Source organism: Streptomyces sp. NPDC107454 (assembly GCF_055582885.1).
The window spans coordinates 41,587-57,353 of sequence record NZ_JBVJPA010000027.1; the positions used below are offsets into that span (position 1 = coordinate 41,587).

A 15,767-nucleotide genomic window follows, 5' to 3' on the forward strand; every position below is an offset into this window, starting at 1 on the left:
GCTACTCCGAGAGGCGGTTGTTGAGCGCGAGGGCGTGCTGGGCAGCGATTCGCAGGGAGCGGACCTCGGCTTTGTCCCAGGGTTCGTCGCCGACCTGGGCAACGATGAAGGCAGGATCAGCAGCTCCGGACTCCTGGTAGTGGCCTACCGCGCGGCGCATCGCCTCGGCGACGTTGCCCCAGCTCCAGTCGACCTCGTCGGCTCGCGGTGGCCTGGTGGCACCACGACCGATATCAGAGCGTCACGCGCGCACTGTCGAGCCGCCGGAGCACCATCGCCAACGTGGTCAGCAGCTCCAGCAACTCCTCGTCGGTGACCGTGCGGTGAAGCCGCGGCTCGTGCGTGGCCGGGTTGCGGTACATGCCGAACAAACCCTTGACCAGGTTCGCCAGCCCCCTTTTACTCCTCCAGTTCGGGCCCGCTGACGTTCGCGTTGACGGCCACCCGGGCGGTGCCCCGGCCGGGCATGAGCACCGCGTCGACCAGCCGCGCCCCATCCAAGCGCTGCCCGGTGAGCTGCCGCAGCCGGTCGGCCACCGACTTGACCGCTTCCAGGATGACGCGGAAGGGATCTTGACCAACATCTCCAGCGTGCAGTGGTGCAGCGCCTTCGGATACGGGGAGCGGCAGCGCGCTCGGCCCGCAGCGAACTGGCGTGCTGCGGGCCGTGCCCGGGGTTGGTTGCGGTTTCCCGGTGTTCAGTCAGCCGTTCCGGGGCCGCTTATGAGGTCGGGAACGCCTTAAGGGTGATCTGGCCGGGGTATGCGGCCAGTAGCGGATCGGTGACCGAGGTCGGGGCGTTGGTGGCCACGATCATTCGGTCGGACGTGCCGTCGTAGAAGGTGTACACGTTGTAGGTCTGGTCGCCGTTGGGTGCGACCTGTGCGTAGACCGCGTCGGTGATCTTCTTCACCTTGGCCTCGGTGAACAGGGCGCTGCGGGCGGTGGTGGGGGTGGGCCAGCTGGTCGGCGTGTTCCCGTTGGAATCCTTCCAGTCGGTCGGTGTCTGGAGGTTGTTGATGTCGCCGGTGTAGTCCGAGGGGAAGATGATGACCGGTCCGATGTTGGGGTCCTCGAAGTACGCGAGTGCGCAGTTGTAGTCGGCCAGCTCCTGCAGCTGGGTGACGGGGTCGGCGATGTCGCCGGTGGGTGTGGGGCCGTCCGCCGGGGTGCAGGAGGGCGGTGATTGCGGGGTGGAGGCGGAGGTGTTGATCACCAGCTGGCCGGCGTACTGGGTGGCCAGGGGGTCGGTGATGGAGGCCGGGGCGTTGGTCTGTGCGATCATGCGGTCGCTCATGCCGTCGTAGCGGACGGACAGGTTGTACGTCGTGTCGCCGTCTGGCTGGATCGCCTGGTACAGAGCGTCCTGCAGAGCGCTGATCTGGTCCGCGGTGAACAGGGCGCTGCGGGCGGTGGTGGGGGTGGGCCAGCTGGTCGGCGTGTTCCCGTTGGAGTCCTTCCAGCCGGTCGGGGGCTGGAGGTTGTTGATGTCGCCGGTGTAGTCCGAGGGGAAGATGATGACCGGTCCGATGTTGGGGTCCTCGAAGGCGTCCATGGCGCCGTTGTTGGTGGCCAGGGCCTGGACCTCCTCCCAGTCCGCTGCTGCCACGGACTGCACCTCGGTGGCGGACAGGGCCCGGTTGTAGACGCGGAAGTCCCGGATCTTGCCCTTGAAATAGTGGTCTGAGGAGAACAGCGAGCGGCCGATGTAGTCCGCGGTCGTCGTACCGTTGCCGATCGAGTCGGGGGTGGTGGTCACCGAGGTGTTGCGCGCCACCTCGGTGCCGTCCTCGTAGAGGACGCCGGTGGTGCCGGTCTGCGTGTAGGCCATGTGCTTCCACGTGCCGCGCGGCAGGGCGTGGTTGTCCGCCGGGATGGTGTTCTGGTCGTGGGTGTAGTCGCCGGGCGTGATCGCGGCGCGCATCGGGTTGCCGGTGCCGAAGAGGTAGCCGTTGCCGCTGCCGCCGCTGGTGTTGCCGAACCCGTAGGTGAAGTAAGAGCCGGACTGGCTCGGGTCGATCCAGACGTCGTAGGACACGGTGATGGAGGTGAGTCCGGACATGATGTTGTCCGGGACCTTGATGTAGGTGTCGGAGCCGTCGAAGGTCAGGCCCTGGTCCCCGCCCCAGCCGGCGGTGCCGTTGACGGTGCCGTCATGGCCCAGGCCGGAGGCGTCGTTGGCGACCGTACCGGAGGTCTCGTTCAGCTGGTACCACAGCACCAGACCGTCGGAGTTGCTGTCGGCGAGCGCCGGAGAGGCAGGGATCAGTGTGCCTGCCAGCAGGGGCAGGACGGTGAGCAGGCCAAAGCGTATCCGCCGCCACCGCGGGGTGCGCGATGGGGCCGCCCCCCGCGGCGTCACCCTCGATGTGTCGTGTTCCGGCATGTGCTCGCTTCCCTGTCGGTGGTGGACTCTCTCGCCACCCATATGTCTTCTTTCGAAGGTGAACACCGCGATCAGCCCCCGCTCCTGCACCTGAGGAACGCCTCGCAACCCCGGGTCCACGAGTTCGCGGGGATGGGCGGAGTGTTCAGGAAGGACGTGTAGGACCAGTGGGAGTTCGCGTCGCTTTCCGGGTCGTAGACGATGCGGGCTTCCGTGTGGTGGGGATTGCCGAGGAAGCGTTCGTAGCGGAAGGTGATGGTGCGCGTGGAGATCAGGCCGCCGAGGTCGGCGTGCGCAGTCATCCGGTAGACACGGACACCGACAATCGCGTAGTTCGGGATCCGGTGGACGTAGGCCCATTCGTCCTGGGAGGCATAGTGGTTGTAGAGGGCCGTGTTACCGCGGATCTGATCCGGCACATAAACCGCGTTTGCCGCCCATACCGGATCGATCTGGTAGACGAAAGTCTCCGCAGTCACCGTGCCGTGGACGCAGCTTTCCAGCAGATACTGGCCGAACACCGGGATGGCTGCGTAGAACGCCATCCGACCGGTCGTGCAGCGCCGCTGCGTCGCCACGGATTCCAGGTTGCGCAAGCCCTGGCTACGCGCGAACGGCTCGGCCACACCCAGTGTGCCCGTGGTCGAGATGTAGTTGCTGTTCCCGGCCCGGTCACCCTGGACGTGCGAGACGATGTCGTCATTGCTGCCCCGCGAGCCGAAGCCGTTGGTGAAAATGTCGTACGGCATGCGCGAATCCCCGCGGTACAGGACGCTCGGAAACCTCCGTTGGCTCACCAGGTCGTTGTTGTGCAGATTGGGACAGCTCGACGACCCCTGTCCCGATGTGGAGCCTCCGGGGCAGTCGTTGACCGATGCTGCCTGCACCGGGGCGACTGACAGGAACGCCTGCAGGAGCGCGATCGCGAGGGCAGCCGTCACGAACGCCGCGAACGCGGATTTCCTGGATCTGGTTCTTCTTGGTATGAACACTGCGATTCGCCTGATCATCTTTCCTCCGAACCGGGTGAACACGCTGGAAAGCACACGGGGCAGCGGACTTGCTCAGGCCAAGCAGTCACCCGCGATCGAAGTCTCGTACGCGCGAGGTGAGGTCTCCGGCCTGCCGGCTGCCCGATGACGAGCAGCCCGCGTGCTGGGGCGCCCATGCCGCACAGCATCGGGCCGGGGCCGGGTGTGTGTCGTGGGTGGTTCTACGGAACGGATACCTAATTCGATGCCCACCAGGCCGCGATCTGGGCCCGGTTGCCGACGCCGAGCTTGGTCAGGATGCGCTCGATGTGGCTGTCGATGGTGCGCGGGGACAACACGAGTTCAGCGGCGATCTGCCGATTGCTCATGCCCTGGGCTACCAGGGCGGCCACCTGCTGTTCGCGGCGGGTCAGGGGGCCGGCAGCCACGGTCGGCGGCGGGGGCACGGGGGGCGCTGGAGGCGCTGCACTCCCGGCGTCCAACGCCATGTCCACGGCGTGGGCGGGACCGTCGATCCGGCCGCCCTCCGCAAGCGCCCTCTCGTAGCGTGACCGGCCCAGGGCGCGCATCAGGGCTTCCTCACACTGCCTGCGCTGCTCGGCCAGATGGGGAAACGTGTAGATCGTCGTGCCGGCATCCCGGAACAGCACAGTCGTGGAGCCCAGCAGCCGGGCCGCCCGTTCGTGGTCGCCGTGCGCAGCGGTGAACCACGCGAACAGCTCCAGGCTGTGCGCGGCCGCGATGTGGTTGTTGAAGCCCCGCAACAGCTCAAGCGCGGCGCGGATCGACTCCAGGGCGTAGGCAATGTCGCCGTGTTCCCGCGCGCGAGAAGCCAGAGCAGCCAGCACGTGCGCGCGGCCCCAGCGCTCACCGCGCGCCTCGGCGGCGGTGAGCGCATCCTGGCCGGCCTCGTCCGCACACGGGTCTGCAGCATAGGCCCGCGCGATGGCCAGTGAGCACTGCCACTCGGCCGCGGAGTCTTCCGCTCCCACTGTCCGGAACGCGGCCACCGCTTCCTCGTACAGGGGCACGGCCTGCTCCGCCTGCGCGCGATACAGGGCTGCGGTGCCGTGCATGCCCCGGATGTTTGCGCGCACCAGAGCGTCATCCAGCACGTCGCTCAGTTCGTCGGCCTCCCTCAGCCGCTGGTCGGCCGCGTCCGGATCGCCCTGGGCCAACGCGATCCAGGCGGAGACCCACAAGGCCTGCGCCCTGGCCACGGTGGGCCCGGGCGCAGCCGCCAGTGCGCGGTCCAGCCAGTGACGCCCCTCGCCGAGGAACTCTCCGACACACCAGTGGGAGCGCAGCGCGGCCGCCAGCGCCAGCGTGGCCTGCGGATCGTCCCGGCAGGCCAGAGCCGCCTGAAGGTTGCCATGCTCGGCGCGCAGCCGGGCCAGGCCCGCCACCTGATCCGGGCCGAACCAGGTGGCGGCGACACCTTCGGCCAGGGCAAGGAAGAAGTCCCGATGCCGGCTTCGCAGGCGTTCCTCCTCGGCGGACTCGACGAGCTGCTCGCGCCCGTAATGCCGGATGCTCTCCAGCAGACGGTAACGAGGCATCCCCTCGGCTTCGGCGGGCAGGACGATGGACTGCACGACCAGCCGGTCGAGGAGGTCCAGCACCTCATGCGGGGAGATTCCCTCGCCCGCACACACCGCCTCCGCGGCATCGAGGGAGAAGTCGCCCGCGAAGACCGACAGCCGGTTCCACAGCAGTTGCTCGGCCGGGCTGCACAACTCGTAGCTCCAGTCGATCGCGGCGCGCAGCGTGCGCTGGCGCGGCTGCGCGGTCCGGCTCCCCTTCGAGAGCAGCGCGAACCGGTCTTCCAGCCGGTCCGCCATCTGCTCCACGGTGAGCGTACGCAGCCGGGCCGCGGCCAGCTCGATGGCCAGCGGGAGCCCGTCCAGATCGGTGCACAGCCGGGCGACCGCGGCGCTGTTCGCGTCGTTGATCTGGACACCCTCATGGATCGCGGTGGCCCGGTCCCGCAGCAGCTCCGCCGCGTCCTGCGGCGGCAGCGGCCCGACTCCGAAGACGTGCTCGCCGACCACGCCCAGCATCTGACGGCTCGTCGCCATGATGCGCAGTCCGGGGGTGGCCGAGAGCAGCGCCACCGCCAGGTGCGCACAGGCGTCGACCAGATGCTCGCAGTTGTCCAGCACGATCAGCGCCCGTCGACCGGCCAAGTATCCGGCGAGCTGTTCCAGCATGGGCTTGGTGCCGAGGTCCGGCATCGCCAGCGCGATAGCGGTCGTGCTCGCCACCATCGACGGGTCCTCCGCCGAGGCCAGGTCCACCAGCCATACCCCTCCCGGAAAGGACCTTGCCAGCGTGGCCGCGGCCTCCAGCACCAGCCGGGTCTTGCCCACCCCGCCCGGCCCGGTCACCGTCAGCAACCGCGCGCCGGCCAGACGGCGGCGGACCTCGGCCAGCTCCTGCCGCCTGCCGACGAACCTGGTGAAGGCCGCAGGCAGGTTCACCCCACGCAACGCCTCGACGGCCAAGTCCCCGCCTCCCGGTCCCACGGCGCCGTCCACAGCGCCCAAAGTGGCGCGAACACCCGCAAGAAGAATTTGCAGTCAATAATGCATAAAACCTCAGGCTCCCGCCAGCTCTGAAGGGTTCGCCCTCGAGCCTCCGACAGCTGCCGCCTCGCAGGATAACTACGGATCCCGGGATCCAGATGGTCGACGGTCAGCGCAAGGCTTAGCAAGTGACCGTCAAGGCCTCTCACCCACATTGAGCAGGGTGATCACCGACTCAAGCGGAGTCCCGGGCGACTCGGCCCGAAGCTTTGGCTGCACACTGCAGCAATCGAGCTTACTGCGACCAGCCCGGAACAGGTGCTGGCTCCTGGAGCGGCTCGAACAGGTTTGCCGGGGTGATCTTCCCGTTGTAGGCGCATGAAGATCAGGACCTCTCGGTAGCCCGGGGATGCGAATCCAGCTCAAAGCAATGCCGGGAGTCCCTGGTGTCGTTGTTGTACGCGTCCGAGCCGGTCCAGCTCAACCCGGCACAAGTATCCGACTGTGTGCTGGAATACACAGGTTGGTTACTCACTGTGAAGGTCGCCGGGATCGATGGTACGGCGCCTTCAGCCGCCGTTATGGTGATAGCGGAAGCCGTTCTGTGTTCGTACGGGCCGCTGGTTGACGGTCCCCCGCCATTCGCCGTGTGGGCGGTTGGGAGGCGAATGGCGTGGCCAACGCCGGGTCGCGGGCGGGGAACCTGCCTGAGGCTTTCACCAACTTCGTCGGCCGTCAGCCCGAGGCCGCCAGGATTTGCAGCCTGCTGCAGAGAACCCGGCTGCTCACACTCACCGGGCCGGGCGGGGTCGGCAAGACCCGGCTCGCACTCCAGGGGGCCGCCGGGGCGGCGCAGACCTTCCCGGACGGGACATGGCTGGTGGACTTGGCCCCGGAGCTGGAACCAGAGGCAGCGGCAGGGGTCGTGGCGACCGCGCTGGGGATGCCGGACCTGGGCACCCAGCCAGTGCTGGAGCAGCTCGCGGGTTACCTGGCTGAGCGGCGGGCGCTGATCGTGCTGGCCAACTGCGAGCACCTCGTCGGAGTCTGCGCCGAGCTGGCGGACACCCTCCTCTCCGCCTCCGGCGAGTTGCGCATCCTGGCCACGAGCCGCCGCGTGCTGGGCCTCATGGGCGAGCACGTCTTCACCGTGCCCCCGCTGTCCCCGGACGACGCGGCCGGCCTATTGGAAGACCGGGCCTGCGCGGCCCGGCCCGGCTTCCGGCTCAGTGAGGGGAACCGGGCCGCGGCCGCCCGCCTGTGCGCTGATCTGGACGGGCTGCCGCTGGCGGTCAAGCTGGCCGCGTCCCGGCTGCGCACCCTCACCGTGGAGCAGATTGCGGACCGGCTGGAGGACCGCTTCGGGCTGCTCACCAGCGGCGACCCGACCGCGCTGCCTCACCAGCGCACGCTGCGCGGGACGATCGACTGGAGCTGGGAGCTGTGCACCCCGGCCGAGCGGCTGCTGTGGAACCGGCTGTCCGTGTTCGCCGGCAGCTTCGGGCTGGACGCAGTCGAGGACGTCTGCTCGGGCGAGGGCATTGCCCGGCATGAGGTGCTGGACCTCCTGGACCGGCTGGTTGCCCAGTCTGTCGTACTCACCACCGCGCCCCATGGGCACGCCCGCTACCGATTGCTGGAGAGCATCCGCCAGTACGGCATGGCCAGGCTCGCCGAGCGCGGGAAGGAACACGAGCTGCGGCAGCGGCACCGCGACTTCTACCTCTCACTTGCCGAGCGCATCAACAAAGGATGGTTCGGCCCGCGCCAGGAGGAGGACCTGGCCCGGCTGCGTACCGAACACGACAACCTTCGGACCGCGCTGGCCTTCGGTGACGACCCGCAAGCCAAACTCGCACTAACCGCTGCCTTGCGCTTCCACTGGTGCGTCGGAGGATTCCTCGGCGAGGGGCGTCGCAGGCTGGAAGGGGCGCTCGCGGCCGCGACGGAGCCAACGCGAGCCAGAGCTTTGTGCGTTGCCGCATGGGTGGCGCTGCTCCAGCTCGATGACACGAGCGCTGAACGATGGCTCGACGAGGCCGACGCCTTGGGCGGGCGGTTGGGCGACCCAGTAACGGCCGCGTAGGCTCGTACATACCGTGGCAGTCTTGCCATCTACCGCTGGCGGTTGGCGGAGGCCGCGCCTGTACTGGAGTCCGCGGTGGCTGCCCATACGGCGCTCGGCGAGCGGGCGGGAGCACTGTTCGCACTCTTCCAGCTCTGCGTCACGCAGGGCGCCCTCGGGGATCCGCGCGCGCAGGAGACCGGCCAAACTCGGTCGCCATGGCAGAGATGTCCGGTGAGAGATGGGGCCGTGCCCATGTGTTGTGGGCAATGGCCTATCAAAACTGGACGCGTGGCGACGTGAAGGCGAGTACGGCACTCGTCCGGTCCGGGCTGGAGGTCCAGCAGGGCATCAACGACCACATCGGTACGCCGCTGATGTTGGAACTCTTCGCCTGGACCACCGCTGCCGCCGGCGATCACCAGCAAGCTGCACGGTTGCTCGGCACCGTCAGCGCACTGTGCGGGGAGGCCGGTACCAAGGTGTCCGACCTCAGCGTACATATGGCCGAGCAGCACGCCCGGTGGCGAGGGAACGGTCCTGCACGCGCTGGGCGCGAAGGCGTACAGGAAGGCGCTGGCAGAGGGCGCCGCTTACAACTGCCCCGGCCTGGCCATCGCCTACGCCCTGAATGCCGACACCGAACCGGCTGCCCCGGCCGCCCCACCGAGCCTGCTGACCCGCCGGGAACGGGAAGTGGCCGCACTCGTCGCCCAGGGCATGACCAACCAGCAGATCGCCGCTGAGCTGGTGTTGTCGCCGCGTACCGTCGACAGCCACATCGAGAACATCCTGACCAAACTCGACTACGGCCGACGCACCCAGATTGCGAACTGGTGGGCAAATCAGGCACCCACCCCCTAACCGGGCCCGGTGTCCAGGTATCCACCCCGCACGAATGGCCCTGTCGTTTCCGAGACCACGGTCCGTCGACTGCTGGCCCGCATCGACGGCGACGCGCTGGACCTGGCTGTCGGGAGCTGGCTTGCCGACCGCCGTCTGAAGACGACCGGGCCGTGCGGCCTCGCGGTGGACGGCAAGAGCCTGCGCGGCGCGGCCAAGGCGAAGGGCCGCAAGATCCACCTGCTTGCCGCACTGGAGCACGCCACCGGCCTGGTCCCGGCCCAGCTGGACGTCGGCGAGAAGACCAACGAGATCACCTGCTTCCAGCCGCTGCCGGACACCGTCGCCGACCTGGCCGGCATCGTCGTCACCAGCGACGCGATGCACACCCAGCGCGAGCATGCCGACTACCTCCTCAGCAAGGGCGCCCACTACATCGTGATCGTCAAGGGCAACCAGAAGAAGCTGCGCCGCCGGTTGGGATCTCTTCCGTGGAAGGACATCCCGCTTCAGGGACATACCCGGGGCATCGGCCACGGCCGCGCGGAGATCCGCCGGATCAAGGTCGCCACCGTGAACAACCTCCTCCTTCCCGGGGCCCGCCAGGCCGTTCAGATCAAGCGCCGGCGCACCAACCGCAAGACTGGCAGGACCACCGTCAAGACGGTCTACGCCGTCACCAGCCTGACCGCCAAGCAGGCCACCGCGGCCTAGCTCGCCGAACTCGTCCGCGGCCAGTTGACATCTTCCATGCACCGTCAACGACAATCGTCACCCCTCGTTACCACCGATTACGGGGCAGAGCCGTTAGATTTACACTCCCGACGCAGGGCCGACAGCGACAACGTGGCGACGGGTAGCGGGGCTGTGGTGAACCAGCAGCACGCCTGAGGCGATGAATTGCACGGGGGCCCAGGAGAACGGCGACATGCCAAAGAGTCCTGACGGCTGCCACCGGGCGCGGATGCGGTGGATCGGGCCCCGTAGGGGCCGTGGGCCCGTCGCGTCAGGGCGTGCTCGGTCGCTCTTTGCCGTCATGCATGCTGATCTTCTTCACCATCGCGGGGAGCCTGGGACTGCCGTGGTTCTTGGTGGACGTCGGCCTCGCCGGTGGGCTGGTGTTGTCGTTCGCTGCCGCCGTCTGTTGAGCGGCGGGGGCCGGAACCGCAGGAGGACAAACCCGGATCATCGGGGTGTTCGGCGATCCAGGCCAGGCCCGCGGGGTCGAGGTCGCGGCGGGCGCGGGTGACAGCGACGTACCCGATAGCGCTGTCTGAGTACGTCCTGCATGGGCTGACAACTACGCGTCCCTCCAGTTCGGAGTTGTCTCCCGGGTGAGTCTGCGGCTCATCAGGCCGATCATCGCGACGCGGATCATGGCTTCGGAGCAGTGGGGGTGGGCTTCGTGGTCGCGGGCGAGGCGGCCGTGACTGCGGTGATTCGTGAACCGGCCTGTGGGCCGGCCGCGCGGCGAGGTGCCTGCCGTGGCAGGTCGCGTTGCTCTTGTTCCCAAGGCAAGAGCAACCGCCAGATCGCCGCCGCACTCCGGCTCTCTCCACGCACGGCCGACGGCCCCGTCCGGGACGTCTTCGCCGAACTCGCCTGCTGCGCCAGGACTCAGATCGCCCTCTGGCGGACGGGGAACCAGGTACCCACCCCGTAAGGCCTACCCCGGGAAAGTACCTACGCCCCCCGCGCGCCTGTGCCGGACCTGCGTAAAAGTACCGGCTGGTCCCGTGCCGCCTCCCGCAGTCATGCTTCGGGCGCGAGCACCTCGAGACGGCAGTCGGCGCGAGAAGCAAAGAATGTCCAGGGCTTCGGCGTCGTCGCGTGACATCCGATTCGCGGTGATCTGCCGGCTCAGTGGGGGGCAAGAGACGTCGCGGGCCCGAGCTTCCCGATCACGGAATCCCCCGCCTTGTGAGCCAGGCGGGAGGCCTTGCCTGCCGACGCATGGCGCAATGAAGGGAAAAGCATGCGAAGAACGAACGTGGTCAGGGCCGTGCGTGCCCGTGCGGTGGCCGCGCTCGGTCGTGGTCCGGCCTCGCCGGCCGCCTCGACCGAGCCCAGCCCGGCCAGGTCGGGCGGCTCGCCGCGCCGGCGGCGGGTCGTCACCGGCGTCAGCGCCGCCCTGTCCGTCGTCGCGACGGTCGGCGGGCTGACGCTCAGCGCCACTGCGCCGGCCCAGGCCGACGTCACCAGCGGCCTGATACTCGACTACCCGCTGGACGAGTTCACCGGCAACGTGGCCTACGACTCCTCCGGCAACCACCGCGACGGCACCGTCAACGGCACCGGCAGCTGGGGCGGGAAGGAAGGCCTGGCCTTCAACGGCTCCGACACCTACATCAAGATGCCCGACAACCTCATGGCCGGGCTGAGCTCGATCACCGTCGACTTCGACGCGTGGATCGACCCCGCCATGGGCAAGCCGTACTTTTTTTACGGGCTGGGCAACACCAGCGGCGGCAACGGCAACGGCTACCTGTTCGCCACCGGCAACCAGTTCCGCACCGCCCTCACCACCAGCGACTGGCACGCCGAGCAGAACACCAAGCCGGGCGCCTCGTACCAGCTGGCGCGCGGCATGTGGAAGCACGTGACGTACACCCAGACCGGCAGCACCGGCATCCTGTACGAGAACGGCGTGGAGAAGGCCCGCAAGACAGACATCACCATCACCCCCAGCCAGATCGGCAACGGGACAACGACCGCGGATTACATCGGCCGGTCGCTGTACTCCACCGACCAGTACTTCAAGGGCCGGATGCGGGACTTCCGCATCTACGACCGAGCCCTGGCCGCGAACGAGGTGGCTGAGCGGGCCAACTGGCGCGACGTGCAGTGGCAGCAGCTGCAGGCCCTGGCCGACAACAACGGCGTACTGGCCATGTGGCAATCGGACACAGGGATCACCGGGGGGAACGGGGCATCGATGATCGTCCCCGCGGACTACCCGACCGACAAGTACTGCAACTGGTGCCTGACGGCCCCGACGGGGTGGACCTCCGCCTACGGGGTGGAGCCCACCGACTGGCCCCAACCGGACGCCCTGATCCGCAGCCAGTTCACCCAGCAGCAGATCAACGACATCGAGGACGCGGTCGTCGACCAGGTGCAGCCCACCTCCGACACGCTCGTCCGCGACACCACCTACCAGCTGAACTACCACTACGACGGCCCGAGCGACAAAGTCGTGGTGCAGACCGACGCCCCCACATCGGTCACCGACCCGCTGAAGACGGCCTACCCCGGCAAGGTGACGATCCAGGCGCTCCCGAACACCACCCCGGCGGACAAGTGCACTGACGCCACCCGAACCGCAGGCAAGGCGTCGGAGCTCACCCCCGTCCCGGCCGCAGGCCTGGACAGCGACCGCACGGATCTGCAGTGGCAGCAGGTGGAGGCCCTGCGCGACTACAACTGCGCCCTCGCCGCGTACGACGACCCCAACACCGGCCCGGTCCTCGTCTTCCCCTCGGACCGCACCGACCTGACCGTGGCCAACCCCTCGGACTGGACCTCCCCCTTCGGGCAGAAGCCCACGTCGTGGCCGAAGCCGACCACCAAGAAGAGTGCCCAGTTCACCCTCGCCCAGATCAAGGACATCCAGGGCGCGGCCGTTCGGCAGTTGTCGCCCCAAGGCGTCTCCGAGGGCGCCGCGTCGTACAGCGTTGGGGTCTCCTACGACGGCGCGTCCGACCGGGTGGTGGTGGAGACCGACGCACCGGCCTCGGCCACGGATCCGCTGGTGACCGCCTACCCCAACCAGATCACCGTCAAGCCGTACACGCAGCCCACAGCCGCCCCTGCGGAAGCCGAACAACTCATGGATTAGGGCGCGTCACGCCCCACCACGAGCCGATGACGACCAGGACCATCCGCCCCGCTCGACAGCGGGGCAGGAAAGGACAATCGATGAGATGTCGCCTCTTCAGGGCGAGCCGCAGCACGCATCGGAAGAAGATCCCCAGCCTCATGGTGGTCTTCGCCATGATCGCCAGCGCCATCAGTGCGGTCCTCCTCTGGACGGCGCCGTCGGCCTCCGCCCTGGTCGAGGACTTCAGCCCCGCCAACTGGAACATGCAGGGCGCCCAGAACGAACAGGACAACAAGTGGCAGTCCGGTGTCCGTCGCCTGATCAACCAGGGTCACGACGTCATCGCCCTGCAGGAAGCCGGCGCGCCACCACCCTCCGCAGGCCACCTCGACGGCAACGGCAACATCGTGCCGGGAGCGGCGCAGACTGAGCCGGGGTTCTATGCCAGCCTGCGCAACGGCGTCGGCTGGACGGTGGAGGAGTACCACTGGCGACCCAACGGACGCAATGGAGCGCTCTGGTACATCTACTTCATGCAAACCGACTTCCCTCGCAGCGGCGGGAACGGTCGGGTCAACCTCGCCATCGCCACCAGCCATGAGGCGACAGCAGTCAACGTCGCCCGACCGGCCTTCACCGATGCGAACGGCCAGGCCACCTCCCGGCCGGCTCTGGGGGTCAGGATCGGCAACACGTACTTCTGGACCGTTCACGCATTGTCCTCGGGAGGGAACGACGCCCGTCAGCTGCTCGTGAACATCGATGCCTCTTCGGGCGCCCACCCGTGGGCTGCCATGGGCGACTTCAACCGCGAGCCGCAGCGCCTGACGATCCGGCAGGACATGTTCCTCTACTCGACCGGCCAGGCCACCCACTACGGCGGGGCTGGGACCAACCGCGAACTCGACTACATGGTCACGAACGAGTTGGTCCCGTCTTTCGTCCCCGGTACCACAGACCTCGGCTCCGACCATCGCGCCGTCTTCTACTACACACTGCGCGCGAACGCGGACGTGCAGTTCTCCCTGCCCGCCGAGGACGGCGCCACGTTTGCCGGTGAGATATCAGACACGGTAACGGCCTGGGACACCGATACATCACATTGGCTCGATGTGAGCTGGAAAATCCGGCCAGCTGCTTTCGGCCGGTACCTGATCATGAACAACGAGACCGGGGACTGTATGGATGCCACCGCCTCGCCGCTTATGGACAAGCCCTGTGACAGCTCGAATCCCTGGCAGCAGTTCAACATCGACTTGACTAGCAAGGGACTGTTCCACTTGCAACCGGTGGTGAGGGATACCTGCGTAGGAGCGGGCAACAAGGGGCAGTCGCCGAGCGAATATCTCCTCACGACCACGGCCAGCTGCAGCGACGGCGGGGCCGGGATCAAGATCCGGTTCGACTACGACCCCGGTCCCGGCGCGCAGCCAGTACCCATTGTCCATCTGCAGGTATCGCCCACGTTCACGGTCGCGTCCGACGGCTCCGCCCAGTACGCGACCGTGCAGGGCGCCATCAACGCCGTCCCCGCAGACGGGAACCCGCACACCATCATCGTCAACAAGGGCACCTACAACGAAGCCATCAGCGTCCCGAGCAACCTGACCAACCTGACCATCAAGGGCGCCACCGGCAAGCCTGAGGATGTCGTCATCACCGCGGGCCGCGCCCATGGGATGACCAATCCCGCGACCAACGCACCGTACGGCACCGAGGGCAGCGCCACCGCCACGTTCAAGCCCTCCAACCTGAGGGTCGAGGGTCTCACGATCGCCAACTCCTTCAACCCCAGCCAACACCCGGAGATCGACCAGTACTCGACCCAGGCCGTCGCGCTGGTCGCCAGGGGCGACCGGCAGGTGTACACCAACGTCCGCCTCCTCGGCCGCCAGGACACCGTGCTCGCCAAGTCGCCGGTCGCCACCGACCAGACCCGGCAGTACTTCCGCAACGTCTTCATCCAGGGCTCGATCGACTTCATCTTCGGCAACGCCACCGCGGTGTTCGACCGAGCCAACATCCAGCTGGTGCCCTGGCCCGGCGGCACGATCGTGGCGCCCAACACCGATCAGGCCAAGAAGTACGGACTCCTCATCACCAACAGCAGCATCACCTCCTCGGCCGGGGCGAACACCATGTACCTCGGCCGGCCGTGGCACAACACCACAACCGCCCAGCCCCAGACGGTGATCCGGGACAGCTCGCTGCCCGCCGCGATCACTGCCGCCCAGCCCTGGACCAACATGGACACCACCTACACCTGGCAGCAGGCGCGGTTCTTCGAGTACCACAACTACGGCCCCGGAACCGTGGCGTTCACGAACCAGAGCACCCGACCGAAGCTGACCGAGGCCCAGGCCGGTGACTACACCGCCCAGAAGTACCTGGCCGGCACCGACGGATGGAACCCCGTCTGGTGACCGTAAGCGCCGTGACTGATGCACCGCCCACTGGCGGCGGCCCCTAGTCTCGCAGCGCTTTTAACCCAGGGCGGACCGGAACGGCGCAACCAGACCGTCCCGGCCCGCCCTGGGATTCGTCACAGCTGAGCAAGGAATCGCCGGCCAGACGTCGAAAGGCGACCCGTGACTCTTCGGGCGGGGCCGGCGGTCATGCGCCCGCCGACGTCACGTCCCGTGGAGGACACCGTTGGCGAATTCGACGGTGTGTTTCAACTGGCCGCCGGTGGAGGGATGATGGAGCGACCAGGTGCGGGGACGTCGCGATGAGGTGAGCACTGTGTCGCTGCATCCCCGTGTTCCCGGCGAGGTGCCGGAGCAGACAGCCGAGGTAGCCCGGCTGGCGTTTCCCAAGGGCTGCTTCGGCCTCGGGGAACATCGGTACAGCGGCTATCGGTGAGAACGATCACGGCCGTCTAGCACAGTGATCCACTTCGGCGCTGGGGTTCGGTGAAACGCCTCCGGGCCCGGGCCGGGGCTGGCTACGGTCCGGCTCGTGCCGGTGGAATTTCTGAGCGATGAGCAGGCCGAGGCGTACGGGACGTTCGCCTCGGAGCCGACGAGGCCCGAGCTGGAGCGGTTCTTCTTCCTGGACGACGTGGACCGGGACCTGATCGCCCTGCGGCGGACGGAGCATCACCGGCTCGGGTTCGTTATCTGGAGTCGCTGAGGCA

General features: G+C 67.9%; 11 protein-coding genes and 2 pseudogenes. 6 read left to right on the forward strand and 7 right to left on the reverse strand.

The window, feature by feature from the left end; translation table 11 throughout:
• Position 1 precedes the first annotated feature (1 nt).
• From ACZ69M_RS45965 to ACZ69M_RS45990, 6 genes are all read right to left on the reverse strand, one after another.
• Positions 2 to 160 (reverse strand): hypothetical protein, encoded by a 159-nt coding sequence (locus ACZ69M_RS45965; protein ID WP_470059693.1) that lies wholly within the window; start codon positions 158 to 160, stop codon positions 2 to 4.
• Positions 161 to 233: 73 nt separating this feature from the next.
• Complete coding sequence (locus tag ACZ69M_RS45970; protein WP_470059694.1) at positions 234 to 362, reverse strand: hypothetical protein; 129 nt, start codon at positions 360 to 362, stop codon at positions 234 to 236.
• Positions 363 to 399: 37 nt separating this feature from the next.
• Complete coding sequence (locus ACZ69M_RS45975; RefSeq protein ID WP_470059751.1) at positions 400 to 702, reverse strand: TIGR02391 family protein; 303 nt, start codon at positions 700 to 702, stop codon at positions 400 to 402.
• A 19-nt stretch (positions 703 to 721) separates the two neighbouring features.
• Positions 722 to 2,386: a LamG domain-containing protein gene (locus tag ACZ69M_RS45980; protein WP_470059695.1), complete on the reverse strand. Its 1,665-nt coding sequence runs from the start codon at positions 2,384 to 2,386 to the stop codon at positions 722 to 724.
• A 71-nt stretch (positions 2,387 to 2,457) separates the two neighbouring features.
• Complete coding sequence (locus tag ACZ69M_RS45985) at positions 2,458 to 3,432, reverse strand: hypothetical protein (RefSeq protein ID WP_470059696.1); 975 nt, start codon at positions 3,430 to 3,432, stop codon at positions 2,458 to 2,460.
• Positions 3,433 to 3,614: 182 nt separating this feature from the next.
• Positions 3,615 to 5,882 carry a LuxR C-terminal-related transcriptional regulator gene (locus ACZ69M_RS45990; RefSeq protein WP_470059697.1) on the reverse strand — a complete coding sequence of 756 codons (2,268 nt, stop codon included), beginning with the start codon at positions 5,880 to 5,882 and terminating at the stop codon, positions 3,615 to 3,617.
• Between the two features lie 694 nt (positions 5,883 to 6,576).
• On the opposite strand from ACZ69M_RS45990, the gene ACZ69M_RS45995 reads away from it, so the two are divergent.
• The 3 genes from ACZ69M_RS45995 (at position 6,577) to ACZ69M_RS46005 (ending at position 9,525) form a co-directional block, all read left to right on the forward strand.
• On the forward strand, positions 6,577 to 7,989 hold the full coding sequence (locus tag ACZ69M_RS45995) for an ATP-binding protein (protein WP_470059698.1): 1,413 nt from the start codon (positions 6,577 to 6,579) through the stop codon (positions 7,987 to 7,989).
• A gap of 654 nt (positions 7,990 to 8,643) precedes the next feature.
• Positions 8,644 to 8,832 carry a response regulator transcription factor gene (locus tag ACZ69M_RS46000; RefSeq protein WP_470059752.1) on the forward strand — a complete coding sequence of 63 codons (189 nt, stop codon included), beginning with the start codon at positions 8,644 to 8,646 and terminating at the stop codon, positions 8,830 to 8,832.
• Between the two features lie 9 nt (positions 8,833 to 8,841).
• On the forward strand, positions 8,842 to 9,525 hold the full coding sequence (locus tag ACZ69M_RS46005) for an ISAs1 family transposase (RefSeq protein WP_470059699.1): 684 nt from the start codon (positions 8,842 to 8,844) through the stop codon (positions 9,523 to 9,525).
• 586 nt (positions 9,526 to 10,111) lie between these two features.
• Here the strand turns inward: ACZ69M_RS46005 and ACZ69M_RS46010 are convergent.
• Positions 10,112 to 10,240, reverse strand: a pseudogene (locus ACZ69M_RS46010) (IS5 family transposase); the annotation flags it as partial.
• 546 nt (positions 10,241 to 10,786) lie between these two features.
• On the opposite strand from ACZ69M_RS46010, the gene ACZ69M_RS46015 reads away from it, so the two are divergent.
• From ACZ69M_RS46015 to ACZ69M_RS46025, 3 genes and pseudogenes are all read left to right on the forward strand, one after another.
• On the forward strand, positions 10,787 to 12,649 hold the full coding sequence (locus ACZ69M_RS46015) for a LamG domain-containing protein (protein WP_470059700.1): 1,863 nt from the start codon (positions 10,787 to 10,789) through the stop codon (positions 12,647 to 12,649).
• Positions 12,650 to 12,729: 80 nt separating this feature from the next.
• Positions 12,730 to 15,054: a pectinesterase family protein gene (locus tag ACZ69M_RS46020; RefSeq protein ID WP_470059701.1), complete on the forward strand. Its 2,325-nt coding sequence runs from the start codon at positions 12,730 to 12,732 to the stop codon at positions 15,052 to 15,054.
• Between the two features lie 535 nt (positions 15,055 to 15,589).
• Positions 15,590 to 15,751: pseudogene (locus ACZ69M_RS46025) on the forward strand (DUF4158 domain-containing protein); the annotation flags it as partial.
• Between the last annotated feature and the right edge of the window lie 16 nt (positions 15,752 to 15,767).

What these genes read in the sequence shown, in the direction of transcription:
- ACZ69M_RS45965 (WP_470059693.1), bottom strand. Translation starts at nt 160, where the DNA reads ATGCGCCGCGCGGTAGGCCACTACCAGGAGTCCGGAGCTGCTGATCCT.
- ACZ69M_RS46015 (WP_470059700.1), top strand. Translation starts at nt 10,787, where the DNA reads ATGCGAAGAACGAACGTGGTCAGGGCCGTGCGTGCCCGTGCGGTGGCC.
- ACZ69M_RS45970 (WP_470059694.1), bottom strand. Translation starts at nt 362, where the DNA reads ATGTACCGCAACCCGGCCACGCACGAGCCGCGGCTTCACCGCACGGTC.
- ACZ69M_RS45980 (WP_470059695.1), bottom strand. Translation starts at nt 2,386, where the DNA reads ATGCCGGAACACGACACATCGAGGGTGACGCCGCGGGGGGCGGCCCCA.
- ACZ69M_RS46020 (WP_470059701.1), top strand. Translation starts at nt 12,730, where the DNA reads ATGAGATGTCGCCTCTTCAGGGCGAGCCGCAGCACGCATCGGAAGAAG.